Origin of the sequence: Anaeromyxobacter diazotrophicus, assembly GCF_013340205.1 — a bacterium.
In the GTDB taxonomy this organism is placed as follows: domain Bacteria; phylum Myxococcota; class Myxococcia; order Myxococcales; family Anaeromyxobacteraceae; genus Anaeromyxobacter_A; species Anaeromyxobacter_A diazotrophicus.
The window spans coordinates 160345-179628 of the sequence record NZ_BJTG01000009.1 but is presented as its reverse complement, the minus strand read 5'-3'; the positions used below and the strand labels follow the sequence as shown (position 1 = coordinate 179628).

The window sequence follows — 19284 nt, the reverse complement described above, 5'->3', positions numbered from 1 at the left end:
CGAGCTCAGCGCGCGGGGGCGGCGAGGGCGGTGGTGGCGACGCCGGTGCCCCACACCGGCGAGCCTGCGCCGCCGCCGTTCACGGCGCCGGGCGCGTGCGCCACGTCCACCCGCGCGCCGGCGTTGAGCGCGCTCGTCCCCTTCGCCCCCGCGGAGGTGGGCGCGAAGGCCACGCTGAAGGTGCACGAGGCGCCGGCGGCGAGGTGGGTGGTGGCGGTGCAGGTGTCGCCCGCCCGGAAGGCGCCCCGGAACTGGCCGGCGTAGGTGCCGGTCAGGAGCGGGTCGCCGGTCAGCCACAGCTCGCCCCCCGCCAGCGGGAATGAGCCGCCGTTCGTGACCGTGAGCTGGAAGGGCGCGCTCGCGGTCCCCACCGCCTGGTTGCCGAAGCCGTGGCCGGTGAGCGGCCCCGGCGTGATGCGGTACACGGGGACGACGCCCGTGCCGGAGAGCGCCACGGTGGTGGAGGGGGCGTTGGTCGCGACCACGCGGAGCGTGGCGGTCTGGGTCGAGGGCAGGGTGACCGCGGTGGGCGCGAAGGTCACCGCGATGGCGCACGAGGCGCCGGGCGCGAGGCCCGCGCCGCCGGAGGGGCAGGTGGTGCCGAGGCTGTAGCGGGCCGGCTGGCTGCTGCCGGAGGTCCCGGCGGTCAGCGTGGGCGCCCCCAGGACGAGGTTGGCGGTCGCCGCCGCCGCGTTCGAGACCGTCACCGAGAGGGTGCGGGTGGTGTTGACCGACACCGCCGAGAAGGAGAGCGGGCTCGGGCTCACCGCCAGGATGGGCGACGGCACGAGGAACTCGTCGGCGCCGATGTCGTACGCGCCGGCGAGCGGGCGCGGCTGGCCGTCGAAGTCGTGGTCCGGCGCGTCGGTCGCGGTGCCGGCGTTGAAGGCGGGAGAGGTCGAGCCGGTGACCACGCCCGCGGAGACCACCGCGCCCCCGAGGTGATCGTCGCCGACGGCTGCCCCGGTGACCGGGTTCGCGAGGTACAGCGGTCCGTACCGCAGGTTGACGTAGTTGTTGCCCTCGTCCACGGTGGCCGCCACCTGGAGGTTCTTCGGGCTGGGCGGGTTGATGACGCTCGCCAGCTCCGGGACCGCGCGCGAGCCGTTGCAGTACGGCTGCACGAGCTGCGGGTCGGAGGCCTTGTTGCCCACCCCGCCGTAGCCGGCCAGGCTGGTCAGGATGGAGTAGGACGGGTCGAGGTGGACCGCGCCGGGGACCGCGCTCGCGTCGCCGAGGACCCCGAGGTCCCAGTACGCGGCGCCCGCCGGGCACTGCCCGCTCGTGGCCTGATCCGGCAGCGTCGTGCACGCGCCCGCGGTGGCGGCCAGGCTGTTGCCCACGCAGAGCCGGCCGTCCCCGGAGTAGTAGAACGAGCGGTTCCGCCAGACGATGTCGTTCACGAGCTCCGGCCGCGAGATGGCGTTGGCGGTCCGCTGGCCGGCGTTCCTGAACTGCGACAGCAGCGCCGCGCTGGTGCGCTCCGAGACGATGCCCGAGGGGCTGGGCCGGCCCGCGCCGGCCGTGCCCGGGGTCGCGCCGGGGAGGGCCACCCCGCCGGCCAGCACCACGCCCGCGATGCCGGCGCTGTCGTTCGACGCGACCGTGTTGTTGACGATGGAGACGTTCACCGCGTCGGCCAGCGAGACGCCGCCGCCCGCCCAGCCGGCGACGTTGTCGACGATCATGTTGTTGGAGAGCGTCACCTTGTGCCAGCGCGCCGGCTGCCCGAAGGCGCTCACGTCCGCGCCGTTCACCTGCTGCAGCCGGATGCCGCCGCCCTGGCCACCCTCGGCGAAGTTGCCGCGGATGAGGTTGGCGTCGATGGTGAGGTCCCCCGTGCCAAGCGACACCGCGCCCGCCACCGGGGGCTCGCCTGCCACCGCGATGCCGCCGCCGTGGGTGGAGCTCGTCTGCTGGAAGCTCTGGTTGAAGAGGATCTGGTTGTAGGCGATGAGGCCGCCCTGGCTGAAGCCGAGGTGGCCGATGCCGCCGCCGTCCGAGCCGCCGTAGTTGCCGCAGACGAAGTTGTGGTCGACGCTGTAGTGGTCGGTGCCGGTGCAGATCGACACCCCGCCGCCCGCGCCGCCGCTGCCGGCCGGCGCCTCGACGGTGCCGTTCTTGGTGATCGCGTTGTGGTGGATCCGCACGTGCTCGTCGTACCCGAACCCGGCGATCCGCTGCCCGTCGAGGAGGACCTCCCCCCTGGGCCCGGTCGGCAGGCTCTCCAGCTCGAGGTAGGGCACGCCCACCCGGATGCCGCCGTGGTAGGCGCCGGCGTTGCCGTAGACGCGGTTGTTCGAGATCTCGAGGTCGTGCGCCCAGCCGTTCACGTAGATGCCGCCGCCGGCGTCGCCGCCCGTGACGGCGATCCCGTCGATGCGCGAGGGGGCGCAGCGGAAGTTGCTGTCCCAGCCGGGCGAGCCGGTGACGCCGCAGGCCGAGGCGGGGAGGTTCTTAGCGAGCACGGTGATGCCGGCGCCCTCCTCGGAGCCGAGCACGGAGGGCTCGAGCAGGACCACGCCGCCCGTGATCTCCTGGCTCGGGAGCGGATCGACCTGCGACGGGCCGAGCTGGTTGCCGGTGACGGGGTCGATGGCGAAGAGGGCGTTGATGCGCGGCCGCCAGGCCGCGAGCTTGCTCGTCGGGTACTTGGCGGCGTTGACGATCACCGCGCCGGCGCCGACGCCCTGCAGGCGCACCGGCTTCCACATGATGAGCAGCTCGCTGTAGGTGCCGGCGTCGACCAGGATCAGCTCGCCCGGGTTGGCGAGGTCGATGGCGTCCTGGATGGCCATGCCGCTCGACACGCGCGTCGGCGCGCGGTCCTCGAGGGTGACGGTGACCGTGTCCACGGAGGCCTTCCCGGCGGCGGTGGTGATGGCGAGCTCGCCGCTCGGCGTGTGGGCCGGCACGGCCACGGTGATGGCCGCGTCGGTCCAGCCCGTCACCCGGCTGGTGAGGTCGACGTCGCCGATCTTGAGCGTGCCGCGCGCGTCGCCGAAGCCGTAGTGGCGCGCGATCGTGGTCTGGCTGGCGAGCCCGCCCGCGGCGAACGGGCCGGCGTAGGCCGGGTTCGGCACCTGCTGGTCGCCCTGGGCGGTGATGGTCAGGGTGCCGCCTGCGGTGGGCAGCCAGGGCCCGAAGCCGGCGCTGCTGTCCACGCGCTGGATGGCGGGCGCGCCGTCGGGCAGGGCGCAGTCGGCCGGGTTGTAGCCGGCGGCGAAGGCGGCGATGGGCAGCACCGGGGTGTCGAGGTAGGTGGTCTGCCCCGGCATGTACGGGTTCGTGTAGCAGAAGTTGCTGTAGGCCGGGTTGTAGTGCGGGTCGGTCACGAGCTGGCCGGTGGCGGGATCGGCGATGGGCCCCGGGTCGTTGATGCAGGTGACCAGCATGTTCGGCCCGTAGCCGGACGGCGTGGGCGGGTTCACCAGCCAGCTCGAGGGCGTCATCATGTTGTACGCGCCCCACTGGTCGCTGTAGGTGCGGCTGATCTCGAGGCCGGTGAAGTCCTTGATCGACACCGGCACGAAGGGCACGGAGGCCTTCTCGCCGAAGTCCGGCGACACCGCGTTGAACTCGGAGGACGCGTCGTCGAGGATGATGCCGGTGTTGTTCGAGGCGGCGGGCACCTCGGTGAAGACGAAGAAGTACGCGCTCGCCTGCATCTGGTCGTTGAGGACCACCTGCTTGCGGTCGCAGAGCGGCCGGTCCATCCCGGCGAACGGCGCGACCTGCTGCGCCTGCGGGTAGAGGCTCAGGAAGTCCGGCACGCGGTGGAGGTTGCCCACGCACTCGGGGAAGGTGGTGGCGTTCGACAGGCCGTAGACGCCGAGGTTCGTGGTCGGGTTGCTCTGGAAGCCGGGGTCGCCGGTGCCCGGGTTGTTCGGGTTGGCGTTCCCGAGGGTGGCCTGGTCGGGCAGGATGAAGACGCTGGCGAGGGCGCCGAACTGCTGGGTGGCGGGCGCCACGAAGGTGTCGCCGATGAGGATGTTCTTGTCCTCCTCCTTGACGATCTGGTAGCCGGGCGGCGGGACGATCTCGACCACGTAGGTGCCGGTCGGCAGGCTCACCAGCGTCTGACCGGCGGCGCGCTGCGCCGCGGTCAGCGGGTGGGCGGCGGCGTACGCCGGGCTGGGGAAGGTGTAGCGGCCGTCGTAGGGCGCGGCCTGCACCTGGTTCCAGGCGTGCCAGCCGTCGTAGCAGCGCTGGCGGTCGCCGGCGCCCAGCGTATAGCCGACGAAGGGATCGGTGGCGACCTGCCCCGGGCACTGCAGGTTGACCTGCCGGCCGGCCGGGTAGGCCGCGGCGGGCGCGGGGGCGCCGCTGTCGGGATCGCGGAGCTTGCCGTCGGAGCCGAGGAGGTACTGGCCGCCGTCGGCGCCGTACACCCGGTTCACGTAGTCGTCGAAGCTGGAGGTGGTGGTCGAGTCGACGAGCGTCAGCGCCTCGGTGCCGTCGGGCAGCGTGCGCTTCTGGTACAGGTTCACCGGGACGCGCGGGACGAGCGGCTCCCAGATGGTCTGCACGTTGAAGCGCATGTCGTCGAAGGGACGGGTGGAGGAGTAGACGACCGTCCCGACGATCCCGCCGTTCTCCCCCTTCGCGTAGGGCGCGCGGCCCCAGTCGACGCGGTTCCGCTGGCTGATGAAGCCCTGCAGGCCGTAGCTGAGCGCGCCGGGCTGCTCCGTCCGCTCGGTCGAGCCGTCGTCGGGGTTGGCGTAGGTGGAGGTCCACAGGCCGGCGCCGGGGCCGCTCGCGTCCGGCTTGCCGCCGCCGTCGACGACCACGTGGACGCCCGTCTGCTTGTAGCGCGTGGTGTCGGCCTCGGCGACGTACCAGTTGAAGAGCGGGAAGAGCTCGACCAGGATGCCGTTCCCGTTGCTGTCGCTGAGCGTGACGTTCGAGGGCGCGCCGTTGCGGTAGCGCACGGTGAGCGGGACGTTGGAGATCCCGGGCTCGCCGGGGTCGTACTTCCCGTTCCCGTTGGTGTCCATGAAGATGTTCTGGTCGTACTGCGTGAACCAGCTCAGCACCGGCAGATCGCCGAGGGCGACGGTCGCCACCGCGGCCGGGACGCTCACCGCCACGTTCTGGATGATCTGGTCGAGCCACTGGTCGAAGACCGCCAGGTCGTACTCGCCGGCCGCGACGCCGCTCAGCGTGAAGGTGCCGTCGGGGTTGCACTGGGCGGCGGCGATGGCCGGCCCGTTCCCGGCCTGGGAGTTGAGCACCACCCGACAGGTCGTGGAGGACAGGAGGTCGTAGGAGCCCGAGTCCCACAGCGTCACGTCGGAGGGGCGGGACATGTGCTGGTTCGTCACCTTGCCGGTGACGACGTGGCTGCCCGTCAGGCCGTGGGCGGCGGCGTAGCTCGCGACGCGCGCCGGGTTCACGAAGCCGACGGTGGTGTGCGGGCCGGGCGGGCCGAACTCCTGGAAGTAGACCGGCTCGTTGATGCCGACGAACGCGTCCTGGGCGGGCGTGCCCTCCAGCGTCTCGGTCTGCCACCACACCTCGCCCGCGCCCTCGCGGGCCGCGCCGGGGTGCGCGATGACGTCGTAGCGGGCCGGGGTGAGGTTCTTGATGAGCGCGTGCCCGGCGAGCGCGTACCGGGCCGGATTGGCCGCCGGGGTGCCGGCGTTCGGATCGTTGGGGCAGGTGTAGACGGCGCCGACGAGGTTGCCCGCCGCCGACGTCCCGGTGCCGTTCGTGCCGGGGTTCTGCTCGTCCGGGCAGCCCGGCGTGCCGAGGAGCGCGTTCGAGAGCGGCATGTTGAAGGCGTCGTAGGTCTGCTGGCCCGCCGGATCGCCGGTGCGGCCGGCCGGATCCACGAGGATGATGTTGAAGCCGCCGAGGCCGCTCTCGGTGTCCTCGTTCTGGCCGTTCGTCGGGGCGCTGTCCTCGTAGATGTAGACGCTGAGCTGCGCCGGCACGAGCGGCGTCGCCTGGAGCTTGACGGTGAGCTTCGCCCAGGCGCCGTGAGCGAGCGTGACCTGGCCGCCGCCCATGGCGTGGCCCGGGGGGCTGCCGTCCCCGGGGAGGATCGAGAGGTAGTAGCTCTTGGTCGGATCGAGCACGACCTGGTCCGGCGTCGTCTGGCGCGCCAGGGCGTCGGCGTCCGAGATCGTGACGCCGCCGGCGGACTGGCCGCTGCCGCAGCTCACCGGGCCGACGCAGCCGGTCGCCACGATGGGCATGTGGCTCCGGTGGAAGCTCGTGCCGATGGTGCGCGTGCTGAGCGCCGGGGTGCCGCTCGGGTCGTGCTTGAAGGTGAGGTCCTCCTGCAGGGTCCAGCGGTAGTCGGGGATGGCCGCGCCGCTGGCGGCGTCCACCACCGAGACGGCCAGCCCCGACACCCCGCCGGCGAGGCCGAAGCTCACCGTCACCAGGGCGGGGGCGCTCGAGGTCTGCTGGGAGTTGGTCGCGGTGTAGGAGAACTGGCAGGAGGGCGGGGGCGGCGTCCCTGCGACGGTGACGCTGAACGAGCCGTCCGGCGCGAGCGCGACGGAGTCGCAGGTGCTGCCGCTCACCCCGCCCGCGGTGAGCGGGAACCCGTTGGGATCGGCGTCGTTCGCCAGCACGCCGGGCCGGGGGACGCTGAGCTTGGTGGCGAGGCTGCTGGTGTAGCTGTCGGGGGCCGCGACCGGGCGGTTCGCGTCGCCGGTGAGCTTCGCGGCGACGTTCAGCGTCACCGTCGCCGTCAGCGCGGGCACGCCGTTGCCCACGTAGGTGAACTGGTCGGCGCCGCTGAAGCCGGAGGAGGGCGTGTAGGTGAAGCCGCCGTCCGGCGCGAGGGCGAGGAGGCCGTGGCTCGGGCCGCTCCCCAGCGCCACGCGGGTGATGGCGACGTCGTTGGCCGTCACGCTGGCGCTGAAGCTACGGCCGTACGGGACGTTGAAGCTGTCCGGGTTGGCGGCGGGCGTGACGGCCGTGGGCAGGTTCCCCGGCGCGCCCGCCACCGGGACGGTCACCGAGACGCCGTCGACGAGCGAGGTGACGGTCGGGGCGGCCGCGTGGTTCACCAGCAGGAAGCCCTGCATGCCGCCGTCGGGGTGGTTGGCGGTGCCGAGGCTCAGCGCGCGGTCGAACACCGGGTAGGTGCCGGCGGCGTAGGACGCCCCGCCGGCGGCCGCCGGTGGCTTCACCACCACGTCGTAGGTCTTGCCGGCGGTGAGCAGGGCCACGTCCTGGACCTTGGGGTTCCCGGGCGCGAGGTTCCCGTCCTCGCCCACCAGCGCCAGCTTCAGCCCGACGACGGTCGGGACGTGGGTGCGCGAGCCCGCGTTCGCGAGCCGCAGCAGGACGTTGCCGCTACGGTAGGCGGCGGTGTCTCCGACCGTGAACGCGGAGCCCTGGGGGGCCGTCTCGTCGAACGGCTGCCCGTTGATGAGGAAGTAGGTCGGCGTGTAGTTCACGGCCGCCGGGTAGCAGGGCGAGGCGGCGGAGCAGGCCGGGTCGTCGAAGCGGCGGTTGAGGTCGGTCCCGGCGACGGCGGCGGCGTCGACCGCGGCGTTCTGCGCCGGGTCGATCTCGCTGAACAGGAGCGCCGCGTCGTCGTCGTAGCTCACGCCGGGGTACGCCGTGCCGGGCGTGAAGCTCCCGCCCGAGCCCGACGGGGCGGTGGTCACGACGAGCAGGCCGTACAGGCCCATCGGCACCTGGAGCGACGGGAGCGTGCCCGTCTCGTAGAGGTAGGTCCCCGGCCGCAGGCTCGACCAGGTCAGGATGCTGGTGGTGGCGGCGGGCACCTCGGCGCCGAAGGAGCGGACCCGCTGCCCCTGGACCGGCGGCACGAAGGGGATGGGCGCCGGCGCGTTGCCGGGGAAGGTCGTGAACGCCTGGCCCGGGTGCGCCGGGCTGTCCATCTTCTGCGGCGAGCCGAGGCCGCCGCCGAGCTGCCCCAGCACCACCAGCGAGGTCGGCACCGGCAGCTCGTTCGTGAGGTCGATCTGCAGCGCGTCGCCCGCCCGGGCGTAGATGGTCGGGCCCGGGGCCCAGGCGCCGCTCGCGGGGCAGGCGCTCGTCTCGCAGAAGCCCCACATCGGCGAAGGCGTGCCGTCGCGCAGGGTGGTGGTCATGCGCCGCGCGGTGAGGTGGATGGGCGTGCCGGCCACGTTGGTGAGCGGCGTCGCGCGGCCGCGGGCGGTGGCCGCCGTGGCGCGGGCGGCGCGGCTCTTCGAGCCGCACGCCGCGCCGGCGGCGAGCAGGAGGGCGAGGACGGCCAGCGAGGAGCAGCGATTGCGCAGGGAGAGATGGGTTCGCATGGGATGACCCGCCGCCTTCAGAGCGTCTCGTCGATGAACCACGCCGGGGGATCGATCAGCAGCATCGACATGATCCCGCCGGGGAACACGTCGTTGGTCGTGATCTCGCGCTCGTTGTGCGAGTGCCACATGTACGCGTAGCCGGCCTGCGGGTTCTGGTTGAGCGTGCCGGGCGGCTCGTTGGTGCTCGTGAAGCCGCCGGTGGTCTGCAGGCCGAGGTAAGGGGTGCCGCCGTACCACTGCCCGATGGCGACGATGTTGGGGTCGGGCGGGTTGGCCGGGATCGGCTTCAGGTGGTCGGCGCACCACTCGCCGTAGTTCGGGTCGGTGGCGACGGCGTGGTAGCCGCTCGCGTCCGGGGTGCACCGGCTGCCGTCGCCGGCGCGGTGGTTGTACACGTCCCAGTTCAGGCCCTTGCCGGTCCAGGTGAAGATCTGGTCCTGCGTCTGGCCGGAGACGGTGGGGGTCGTGAACAGCAGCGGGCCGGCCAGCGAGCTCCCGTCGACCGCGCTCAGGAGCAGGTTGCCGTCGCGCGCCAGCACGCGCGCGTGGTTGCCGTGGAAGTGGAACGGATGCTGCCAGCGCCCCTGGCCGATGATCCGCATGAGGACCTTCTCGCCGGGGTGCATGTGCGGGTTGGCGTTGTACGGCTGGTGGACGTACCCGGGCGCGTAGGGGGTGTCCATGTCGTCGGGCATCGAGCGCCCGTTGAGGAGGAAGTAGTTGGGCCGGTAGGGCTCGGTGACGGCGACGATGGGAGGACAGGGGGCCGCCGCGCAGGCCTGCACCTGCGCCAGCGCCCGGTCGTGGATGCGCGAGTCGAGCTCGCTGAGCTGGAACATGTACTCGCGGTCGTAGCAGGTCGAGGGGTGGTCGTAGGCCGAGGCCGCCAGCGAGAACGGGCGCCGGGCGCAGCCCGCGGGCGGCGCCGCCGGCAGCACCACCAGCGCGCCGAAGAGCCCCATCTCCACCTGCAGGTCGGCCTGCGTGCCGCTGTAGTAGGCGTGCGTGCCGGGGGTGGTCGCCGTGAAGGTGTAGGTGACCGAGCCGCCGCCGCTGGCGGCCTCCTGGGTGAAGCGCCCGGCCACGCCGGTGCCCTGCGTGGTCACCTGGAAGCCCGGGAACAGGATCGAGGTGTTGCCCGCGGCGGGGGGCAGGTTGTTCCGCAGCGTGACCGTCACCACCTGGCCCTCGGTGACGATCAGGGTCGGCCCCGGCAGCTGCATCTCGGGGCAGTTGCCCGGGAACGGCGCGAAGGAGGGCGCGCTGGCCGGATCGCAGCCGTAGCCCCAGGAGTAGATCGACGCGCCGTCGGGCTGGCTGATGAAGTCGGCGCTCGCGACCAGGTTGAACGACGGGCCGGTGATGCCCGGGACCGCCGCCCGCGCGCCGTGCGCCGGCACCAGGCCGGCCAGCGCGAGCGAGGCGAGGAGCACCAGGGCGGAGCCGCGGCTCTGCTTCGTCGAGGAGGGCGTCATGGCGGGTCCTAGTTGATCCGGATCTCGGTCATCATCCCGCCGAAGTTCTCGGCGTCGTTCGACAGGTGGTCGAGGTTGGTGCTGTAGAGGAAGAAGGTCTGACCCGGCGTGTACCGCGGGTCGCTCACGTCGAGGATGACGTCGGCCGACTCGCCGCCGCCGAGGGTGATGGAGTTGGTCAGGAAGGTGGTGTCGCCCCCGGCCAGGTCGCGCAGCAGGCGGGCGTTCTGCGCGATGACCTTCATCGGGATCCCCACCGTCCCGAGGGTCACGTGCTCGGTCACGCTGAGCATCGACAGGCGCAGCAGCGCCCGCGTCTGGCCCGCGGACTTGGCGATGGTGATGAGGCTGGGCAGCGGCTGGGAGGGGCGCGCGACGCCGTCGGAGGAGAGGGTGGAGATGGGCCCGGCGTTGACGGTGTCCGGATAGCCGCGGCCGCTCAGGAGGAAGTACTTGTCCTTCATGTCGGCGAAGGCCTCCGGGTTGAAGGTCATGCCGACGTAGTGGAAGTTGGGGTCGAACCCCATGAGCTGGATCGGGTACTCGACGTCGTAGCGGGTGGAGCCGTCGCCGTCGTTGTAGGCGTAGCGGCCGCCGCCGGTGATGCCGGTCGCGCCGGTGGGCGCGGCGCCGCTCGGCAGTGGGGTCTGGCCGGTGCAGAGGATGTCGCTGCACGAGCGCCCGCTGGCGAGCGGGTCCACCGCCGCCCGCCGGTTCGCGGCCTGCAGCGCCGCGCCCAGGTCGTCCGAGGAGGTCAGGCGGTTCTGGCGCGGGCGCACGTAGAGCTGGCCCACCATGCCCATCTGCAGGTGCTCGGGCGGGGTGATGTGGCAGTGCCAGAAGTACGTCCCCGCGTCGGGGGCCGTGTAGTAGTAGGTGAAGCTCCCGGCGATGTTGATCGCCACCGAGGCGTCGGGCACGCCGTCGAAGAAGGCGGAGGCGTTGGGGTAGCCGTGGAAGTGGACGGTGTGCTGCTCGAAGAGATCCGGCCGCATGATCATGCCGGGGTTGCTGAGCGTGAGGAAGAGCTCGTCGTCCTCGTCGATCGCCATGAGCGGCGCCGGCGCGTTCCCGGCGAGCACGCCCAGGTCCATGATGCCGGCCGGCTCGGTGATGGCCCCGTTGTTGGGGGCAGGCGCGGCGTTGGGGCCGCTGGCGCCCATCGAGGAGTAGTTCGGCCCCACGTACCCGCCGTTGAACACGTCCGCGGTCTGCGTGCCGGGAAGGCCGGCCTGGATGTCCTTCAGGCCGGAGAGCGGGCTGAAGGCGAAGAGGTAGATCTGGTGGCCGTCGGCCATCGTGGCGTACCCGTCGCCGCCGCCGACGTGCTGGCACTTGATGAGGCCCGGGTGCGCGGGGTCGACGCTGCTGCCGTTGGGGTGCAGGTCGGTCGTGGCCGGGCACTGCACGCGGAACGACTGGGCGTGGGCGGAGGCGGCGGAGAGGGCGACGGCGAGCGCCAGGAACGTGCGGGGGTGCGTGGTGCGCATGGGTTCGGCTCCTCGGATGCTCGAGCTGCGGTGCATCGCAGGTGCCACGCCTCGGGCCGCGGCGCGCGCGCGCAATCGCGCGCCAATCGACGGCCGCCAAGGCACGCGCGGCGCCGCCGCCGGCACGGACGGAGCGTCGAGTGGTGTTCCAGGCTGGAGCGCGTGGAACACCGGCGCCGGCGCGGCCCGCGGAGAAGCGCGCGCGGGACGTGCGCCGGCGTGTCCGGTGATCGCGGCACACCGCATGCTTCGTCCGCGGGCACGGAGGAACCATGGCCCAGCTCCACTGGCACCACCGGCGACCGCCGCCCCGCGGCCCGCGGCCCCCGTCCGCGCAGCCGCCCGCGCAGCCGCCCGCGGCGGAGGTGCGCCCGGTGGGGCTCGACCTGCTGCGGGCCGATCTCTACCGGCTCCTCGACGAGCTCGTCCGCGCGCCCGCCGGGCACCGGCCGCGGCTGGTGCAGGAGTTCGAGCGATCGTGGGAGGAGTTCAAGGAAGCCACGGCCCGGCGGGCCGACCAGGAGGACTGATCCAGCGCGCGCGCGGGCGCCGCCTCACGAGCTCAGGGCGACGGCCTCGCCGTACTCCCGCAGCTTGCGCCAGAGGGTGTTCCGGCCGATGCCGAGGATCCGGGCCGCCTCCGCCTGCACCCCGCCGCACGCGGCCAGCACCGCGAGCACGTGCTCCCGCTCGACCTGCGCGAGCGTGCGGAGCGGGGCGGCCGGGGCCAGACGGGTGGGCGCGCGGAGGAGCTCCTCGGGGAGGTGCTCCGGCTCGAGGGCGGCGCCCTCCGCGACCGCGGAGGCGCACCGCATGGCGTTCGACAGCTCGCGGAGGTTCCCGGGCCAGCGGTACTCGAGCAAGAGCTCCTCCGCGGCCGGCGTGAGCCGGCGTGGCGGCGTGCGCTCCAGGGCGAGGAAGTGGCGGGCCAGGGGCAGGATGTCCGCCAGGCGCTCGCGGAGCGGGGGCAGCCGCAGCGTGAGCACCTTGAGCCGGTAGTAGAGGTCCTCGCGGAACAGCCCCCGCTCCACCAGCGCGCCCAGGTCCTTGTGCGTGGCGGCGATGACGCGGACGTCGAGCGCGAGCGAGTGGTTCGAGCCGACGCGGCGCACCTCGCCGTCCTGCAGCACGCGCAGGAGCTTGACCTGGAGTGAGAGCGGGAGGTCGCCGACCTCGTCGAGCAGCAGCGTCCCACCCGCGGCCGCCTCGAAGAGGCCCGCCTTGTCCGCGACCGCGCCGCTGAAGGCGCCGCGCACGTGCCCGAGGAGCTCGCTCTCGAGCAGCTCCCCCGGGATGGCGCCGCAGTTCACCGGGACGAACGGCCGCGCGGCGCGCGCGCCGCCGTGGTGCAGGGCGCGGGCGAACACCTCCTTGCCCGTCCCGGTCTCGCCCAGGAGCACCACCGGGGCGCTCGACTGCGCGATGGCTCGCGCCCGGCGCAGCACGGCCTGCATGGCGGGGCTCTGGGCCGCGAACCGCGTGCAGGTGCGGAGCCCCTCGCTCGTCACCTGGTGGCTGCAGGCGCTGCAGCGCTCGGGTCCCGCGCCGAAAGGCTCCTGGCAGCAGTCAGGCAGTGGCATGCACGACCGTTGATCGTCCGCTCGCTCGGGCGCTCGACCAAGACGGGGTCGCGCGGACGCTCGGTGAACGACGGTGTCCTGGGAGAGCGGGACAGCGCGACCCCGGCGGCCGGGAAAAACATTTGACGACGAAGCGGACGGCCGGTCCGCGGTGCGATCGGGCCCGCCTCTTGACTTCGCGGACTGCGCCGGCCGCGTTGCCGGGCTACGCCGCCCGATCCTCGGCGTGCGCGCAGAGCGCGCGCTGCTCCAGCCGGACGATGCGGCCCTGCGCGTCGTGGTGCACCACCACCACCGCGGCCTCGCGCCCGGCCCGGAGCTCCTGCTCGGGCAGCTCGAAGTACTGCGCCTGCTCGCGAGGCGACAGCGCCGGCGCCGCGCGCGCGCGCCGCGCCGGGAGGCGGTTCCACGCCATGAGGGTGCCCGAGGCGCCGATGAGCGCCACCACCGACTGCCCGAGGACGTCCTCCGAGCCGAGCGCGAGGAGGTCCGGGAGCGCCGGGCTGAGGCGGGGACCGAGCTGGGCGAGCGAGGCGTAGGCGCGGAGCAGCGGCAGGCACAGCCACAGCCAGCCGCTCCAGAGGATCGCCGTGGAGGCGTCCGAGAGCAGGCGCTCGTGCCACCGGAGCTGGCGGCGTGCGTCGATGATGAGTGAGCAGCTCATGGTCGTGTCTGGCGCCGGGCGAGTCGAGTGAACCCACCGCGGGTGCTCGTTCGGGTGCAGGCGGTGTACCCGAACCTGGCTGCCCGGTCCAGTGGCTGGACGGCCAGCGCCCGCCCGGTATTCACGCGAACGAGTCAGTCGGGCCGGATGCCGCGGTCCGGACTGACCCACCTCGCCCGCGCTCCCCGGCCGCGGGCGATGACCTTCGGGTAGGCCGCCACCGTCGCGGCGCAGCTGATCGCCCAGAACGCCACGGGAAACCAGATCATCCAGAACAGGTTCCGCGCGAGCCCGCGGTCGTGGCGGCCGTCGAGCCACGCGCTGAAGGCGAACTGCAGGAGGCAGGTGGCGCCCAGGAGCACGCCGCAGCCCTGGGGGCTGAGCGGCGAGCCGACGTCCGGCATGAGGCCGGCGGGCAGCGCCAACCCGAGCAGCCACATCACCGCCAGGAGTAGCATGGCGTAGGCCCAGGTGAGGCTGGCGCACATCTCGAGCAGGAGCGGCCACAGGAAGCGCTGCCCCGGCCGGATCAGCGCGTCCAGGTTCTTGAGCAGGACCTGCGCGCCGCCCATCGCCCACCGGAGCCGCTGCTTCCACAGCCCGCGCAGCGTCTCGGGCATGAGGATCCAGGTGAGCGCGTTCGGCTCGAACCGGACGTCCCAGCCCGCGCGGTGCAGCTTCCAGGTGATGTCGATGTCCTCGGTGAGCACGTCGGCGCTCCAGTAGCCGACCCCGTGCACGGCGGACTTCCGGAAGGCAGTGATGACCCCGCTGACGGTGAAGATCCGGCCGAAGAAGCGCTGCGCCCGCTTGATGATGCCGACCAGGGACGAGAACTCCCCCACCTGCACGCGCCCGAGCAGGGTCGAGCGGTTGCGGATGCGCGGGTTGCCGGTCACCGCCGCGACCTCGGGGCACTCCACGAAGTGGCGCACGAGCCAGTGCGCGGCGTGCCGGTCGAGGAGCGCGTCGCCGTCGATGCAGACGAGGATCTCGTGGCGCGCCAGGAGGGCGCCCGCCTGCAGCGCCATCGCCTTGCCCTGGTTCTCCGCCAGGTGCACCACGCGCAGCCGCGGGTGGCGCGCCGCCAGGCGGTCCAGGATGGCGGGGGTGCCGTCGGTGCTGCCGTCGTCGATGGCCACCACCTCGAACTCGGGGTGGTCGATCGCGAGCGCGTGCCCGAGGGTCTCCTCGGCGTTGTCGGCCTCGTTGAAGCATGGGATGAGGACGCTCACCGGCGGCGCGCCGCGCAGCGGCACCGGCCGATCCCAGGGGGCCTCGTGGCGCTCGAAGCGCCACCAGAACAGCGCGGCGCCCGTCATCCACAGGAACGACATGAAGAGCGGGTAATAGAAGACGAACGCCACGAGGCCGTTCCACAGCGTCTCGACGGCGGTCACGCGGCGGCCCTCCTCAGCGCGCCTGGACGGCGTTGGGCGCGGCGTCGAACGCGGCCTTCATGACGCCGGGCACCGGGTGGTCGCGGAACAGCGCGTCGGGATAGTAGCCGACGTGCGTCGCGCCGAGGCGGTAGAGGTCGCGGATGCGGTCGGCCAGCTCCTCGGTCGGGATGAGCCGGTTGTCCTCCCGCCAGTCCACCGCCTGCAGCTCGAACACCACCTTGCGCAGGGCGCCGCGGTCGTCCGCCGCCCGGACCAGGTCGTGGAAGAAGGCCGCGTGGTCGCGAGCCTTCTCCATGTACGGCATGGCCATGACGGCGGTGAAGTCGTAGCGCGCGACGGAGTTGTCGAGGGACTGCGAGTACCAGACCTCCGCCTTGGGGTTGAGGGCCACCTGCGCGTAGAGGTTCCGCGCGGTCTTGAGCGCGGGGTGCTCCGCCCGGACGATCGCGGCCAGCTCCAGGGCGAAGTCGTCGAGCGCGTTGATCTTGAGGATGGTCCACCGGCCGAGGAGGTCGTCGCTCTTGCGGATCTCCTCCACCGAGCCGGGCAGCCCCCAGGCGCGGTAGGCGGCGAGGGCGGCCGGGCTGGCGTCCTCGTAGTCCGAGAGCGTCAGGTCGTCGTGGAAGAGGAGCCCGTCGAACCGCGCCGACCGCGCCAGGTCCTCGTAGATCTCGCGCACGGCCTGGCGGGCGCGGGCCGAGAAGGGCGAGAGCCGCAGGTACCCCATGTTCACGCGGTCGGTGCGGTCGCCGGCGACCGCCGTCACCCGATCCCCGGCGGCGGGATCGCTCGCGGGCAGCTCCCAGGCGAGGGCCGGCATCCAGGCGTACAGCCGCCGCACCGCGGTGCGGGTCCGGATCTGCCAGGCCACCCGGTTGAAGAGGTCGGCGCGCATGGGGACGCGGCGGCAGGGGAAGTAGACGGCGTTGGCGGAGCCGTTGCCGTCCGGATCGGAGAACGCCTGCAGGTAGACGGTGTTCACGCCCATCTTCTCGATGCGGTCGAGCAGGTGGCCGAGGTTCCGGTCCTGCTGGGCGGGATCCGGGTCGTACAGGTAGTCGAGATCGACGTGCATCGTCTTCTGCGGGCGGTCGTTGTCCGAGAGGTTCTGCTCGCGGGTCGCGATCTCGCGCTCGAGGTCCCACAGCCGCATGCCGCTCTCGACCAGGATGCGCCGCAGCCCCCACAGCGGCGTGTCGCGCACGTTGGCGCCGTCCTCGAGGGTGAGGCCGATGGGCATGCCGAGCCGCTGGGCGACCTCGCGGGTGATGGTGTTGTAGCGCCCGTACGGCCAGGCGATGACGCGCGGCGCCCGCCCGGTGTGGCGGCGGATGAGGGCGCTGCCGCGCTCGAGGTCGGACTGGATGCGCTTGCGGTAGGCCGCCTCGTCCTCGTAGCGCCTCGTCGCCGGGTCGTAGCGGCGGACGGTGCCGGCCGGCTCCACGTTCCCCTGCGGGTTCCCCTGGAGCCCGCGGTGCAGGTCGAAGGAGTGGCTGCCGATCTCGACCAGCCCGCTCTCGGCCATCTCGCGGAGCGCGGCCCAGGACATGAAGTCCCGCCGCGGCAGGTCGCGGCCGTCGAAGTGGACCTTCTCCTTCTCCTCCAGCCAGCCCGCCACGACGTTCATCACCGCGGGGATGCGGAACAGCTTCAGCACCGGCCACGCGTGCTCGTAGACCGACTGGTAGCCGTCGTCGAAGGTGACGAGCACCGCCTTGGGGGGCAGCGGCCGCTTCCCGGCGCGGGCGGCGAGCACGTCGTCCACCGCCACGAAGCGGTAGCCGTGGTTGCGCAGCCAGTCCATCTGCCGGACGAAGTTGGTCGGCGTCACCGCGTACGACGGCACCCGCGCCTGGGCGGCGTCCGCGACCTCGTGGTAGCTGAGCACGGTGAGCTCGGCGGCCTCGTCGGCCGCGGCGCGCGCGGGCGAGGCGAGGAGCGCGAGGAGGGCGCAGAGCGGCAGGAGTCGCATGGTCATCGGGTCGCGAGCGGTTCGGGCCATCGTGGTGCGAGGTCGTGGCCCGGTGTCGGCCCGCCGCGCACCGGGCGGGGTGGTTTCCTGACGGCCGGGCCGGCGGCGGATTCAAGGACGGCCGGCGGGCCGCCCGGAAGGCCTCGCACCGCGCCCGGAGATATCACAAAGCCGCGCGCGCCGTACGGGCGCCCGTGTGCGACGGTCTCCGCCCAGCCCGTCCCGCCCGGCGCTCCGGGCAGGTTCGCCGGTGCCCGGCAGGGGGCGCACGGACCCGGGCTTCACGTTTCTTCGCGGAGCGTCAACGCTCGAATCACCGAGCGTGCGGTACTCTTCCCGGCGGCTCCGCTCGAGGAGCGCAGGGGGGATCCATGGGGAACCGTGTGCTGCGCGCCGCCCCGCGACGGCTCGCGCCGAACCGGAGCAGGGCCGTCCGCTGGGTGATCTCCGCCGCCCTGGCCCTCGGGAGCGCCGCGGCGTCGGCGGACTCGATCGACTGCGCCGGCGGCATCGTGTCGGCCGGAGACTCGCGGCTCGACCTCCTCGCCAAGTGCGGACCGCCGGCGCTGCAGGAGGCGGAGCCCATCCTCGTCACCGCGAGCGGGGATCTCAGCTTGCTGCTCGAGTGGTGGACGTACAACTTCGGCCCGCAGCGCTTCATCCACGTGGTGAAGCTGAGGGGAGGGAAGGTCCTCGCCATCGAGCGGGGAGGCTACGGCTACGAGCTCCCGGAACCGCCGAGGGGGGCGCCGAGGGACGCCGCCGCGATCCCCCGGGCGCGCTGTGCCTCCGACGCGCTGCGGCTCGGCGACCGGACCTTCGACGTGCTGGCGAAGTGCGGCGAACCGGTCTTCCGCGACCTGCGCCGGCGGGAGACCGTGATCGAGGTGTGGACGTACGACTTCGGCCCGAGCAGCTTCGTGCGCTACGTGGAGCTCGAGGGCGGGCGTCTGGTCCGGATCCGGACCGGGAGCTACGGGTACTCGAGGTGAGCGGCGGAGGCGCAGGCGCCTAGCTGGAGCCGCCCCGGGAGAAGCGCTTCAGGAACGCCCGGGTGCGCTCGTTCCTGGGGTTGTCGATGAGCTCCCGGGCCGGTCCCTCCTCCACGATGACGCCCGCGTCCATGAGCATGGCGCGATCGGCGACCTCGCGGGCGAAGCCCATCTCGTGGGTGACCACCACCATCGTCCTCTTCTCGGCGGCCAGGGTGCGCATGACCTTGAGGATCTCGCCTGTCAGCTCGGGATCGAGCGCGCTGGTCGGCTCGTCGAAGAGCAGGACCTTCGGGTCGAGCGCGAGCGCCCGGGCGATGGAGACGCGCTGCTTCTGGCCGCCGGAGAGCTCGCAGGGGTAGGCGGCCGCCTTGTCGGCGAGCCCCATCTTGTCGAGCAGCGCCAGCGCGACCGCCCGCGCCTCGTCCTTCCCGCGCCGCAGCACCCGCACCTGCGCCTCGGTGATGTTGCGCAGCACCGAGAAGTGGGGGAACAGGTTGAAGTCCTGGAACACCAGCCCGAGCTTCAGGAGCGCGGCGCGCAGGGTGGCCGGGTCCGCGTAGACGCCGCCGTCGAGGATGCGGGTCCCGCAGACGGCGATGCTCCCGCCGGTGGCAGGCTCGAGGTGGGTGACGGCGCGCAGCAGGGTGGACTTCCCCGAGCCGGACGGCCCGATGATCGCCAGCACCTCCCCCTCGCGCACCGAGAAGGAGATGTCCGACAGGACCTGGAGGTCGCCGTACGACTTCGAGAGGTGCTCGACGGTGACGACGTCCATGTGCGCCGGGCTCCTCAGCTGTAGTACGCCAGGCGCCGCTCCAGGCGGAGGAACAGCTCGGAGACCGCCCAGTTCAGCACGAAGTAGAACGCGCCGGCGACGAAGATGGGCGTGGTGGAGAACTGCCGCGCCGAGGCGTTCTGCGCCACCCGGAACAGCTCCGCCACGCCGATGGTCTGCGCCAGCGCGGTGTCCTTCACCAGCGTGATCACCTCGTTGGCGCTGGCGGGCAGGATCCGCTTCACGACCTGGGGCAGGACGATCCGGAAGAACGTGTCGGCGCGCCCGAAGCCGAGCACCTTGGCCGCCTCGTACTGGCCCTTCGGGATCGACTGGATTCCGCCGCGGTAGATCTCGGCGAAGTACGCCGCGTAGTTGATGGTGAAGGCGACGATCACCGCGGTGAACCGGTCGTACGAGGCGTCGAACAGGTAGTACGGGGCGAAGTAGACGAAGATGATCTGGAGGATGAGCGGCGTCCCGCGCATCACCAGCGTGTAGACGTGCACCGGGCCGCGCACGATCGCGCTCGCCGACATGCGGCCGAGCGCGATCGGCAGCGCCAGGGGCAGCGCGAAGAGCAGGGTGAGGAAGAAGATCTCGAGGGAGACGACGGACCCCTCGAGCATCGCCCCCAGGAGCTTCAGCATCGAGGCGGCT

General features: G+C 72.7%; 11 protein-coding genes. 2 read left to right on the top strand and 9 right to left on the bottom strand.

Features of this window, described 5'->3' with window-relative positions; translation table 11 throughout:
- Window positions 1-5: 5 nt before the first annotated feature.
- Genes HWY08_RS18195 through HWY08_RS18185 form a run of 3 tightly spaced genes read right to left on the bottom strand, consistent with a single transcriptional unit; the run spans window position 6 to window position 11235 of the window.
- Window positions 6-8267, bottom strand: a complete 8262-nt coding sequence (locus HWY08_RS18195; RefSeq protein WP_176067851.1) for a choice-of-anchor D domain-containing protein — start codon at window positions 8265-8267, stop codon at window positions 6-8.
- 17 nt (window positions 8268-8284) lie between these two features.
- Window positions 8285-9745, bottom strand: coding sequence for a multicopper oxidase family protein (locus tag HWY08_RS18190; protein ID WP_176067849.1), 1461 nt, complete (start codon window positions 9743-9745; stop codon window positions 8285-8287).
- A gap of 8 nt (window positions 9746-9753) precedes the next feature.
- Window positions 9754-11235 (bottom strand): multicopper oxidase domain-containing protein, encoded by a 1482-nt coding sequence (locus tag HWY08_RS18185; RefSeq protein WP_176067847.1) that lies wholly within the window; start codon window positions 11233-11235, stop codon window positions 9754-9756.
- 272 nt (window positions 11236-11507) lie between these two features.
- Here HWY08_RS18185 and HWY08_RS18180 point away from each other — a divergent pair, with 272 nt between their 5' ends.
- The gene (locus HWY08_RS18180) at window positions 11508-11765 is read left to right on the top strand and encodes a hypothetical protein (protein WP_176067846.1); all 258 of its coding nucleotides are present in this window, start codon (window positions 11508-11510) and stop codon (window positions 11763-11765) included.
- Between the two features lie 24 nt (window positions 11766-11789).
- Here HWY08_RS18180 and HWY08_RS18175 read toward each other — a convergent pair whose 3' ends face one another.
- From HWY08_RS18175 to pgaB, 4 genes are all read right to left on the bottom strand, one after another.
- Complete coding sequence (locus tag HWY08_RS18175) at window positions 11790-12815, bottom strand: sigma-54 interaction domain-containing protein (RefSeq protein ID WP_176067844.1); 1026 nt, start codon at window positions 12813-12815, stop codon at window positions 11790-11792.
- A 205-nt stretch (window positions 12816-13020) separates the two neighbouring features.
- On the bottom strand, window positions 13021-13479 hold the full coding sequence (gene pgaD, locus HWY08_RS18170) for a poly-beta-1,6-N-acetyl-D-glucosamine biosynthesis protein PgaD (protein ID WP_176067842.1): 459 nt from the start codon (window positions 13477-13479) through the stop codon (window positions 13021-13023).
- A gap of 134 nt (window positions 13480-13613) precedes the next feature.
- On the bottom strand, window positions 13614-14879 hold the full coding sequence (gene pgaC, locus HWY08_RS18165; protein WP_176067840.1) for a poly-beta-1,6-N-acetyl-D-glucosamine synthase: 1266 nt from the start codon (window positions 14877-14879) through the stop codon (window positions 13614-13616).
- A gap of 13 nt (window positions 14880-14892) precedes the next feature.
- Window positions 14893-16860: a poly-beta-1,6-N-acetyl-D-glucosamine N-deacetylase PgaB gene (gene pgaB, locus HWY08_RS18160; RefSeq protein WP_176067838.1), complete on the bottom strand. Its 1968-nt coding sequence runs from the start codon at window positions 16858-16860 to the stop codon at window positions 14893-14895.
- Window positions 16861-17225: 365 nt separating this feature from the next.
- Here pgaB and HWY08_RS18155 point away from each other — a divergent pair, with 365 nt between their 5' ends.
- Window positions 17226-17846 carry a DUF2845 domain-containing protein gene (locus tag HWY08_RS18155; RefSeq protein ID WP_176067836.1) on the top strand — a complete coding sequence of 207 codons (621 nt, stop codon included), beginning with the start codon at window positions 17226-17228 and terminating at the stop codon, window positions 17844-17846.
- A 19-nt stretch (window positions 17847-17865) separates the two neighbouring features.
- Here HWY08_RS18155 and HWY08_RS18150 read toward each other — a convergent pair whose 3' ends face one another.
- Complete coding sequence (locus tag HWY08_RS18150; protein WP_176067834.1) at window positions 17866-18624, bottom strand: amino acid ABC transporter ATP-binding protein; 759 nt, start codon at window positions 18622-18624, stop codon at window positions 17866-17868.
- A 14-nt stretch (window positions 18625-18638) separates the two neighbouring features.
- Window positions 18639-19274 carry an amino acid ABC transporter permease gene (locus HWY08_RS18145; RefSeq protein ID WP_176067832.1) on the bottom strand — a complete coding sequence of 212 codons (636 nt, stop codon included), beginning with the start codon at window positions 19272-19274 and terminating at the stop codon, window positions 18639-18641.
- Window positions 19275-19284 lie beyond the last annotated feature (10 nt).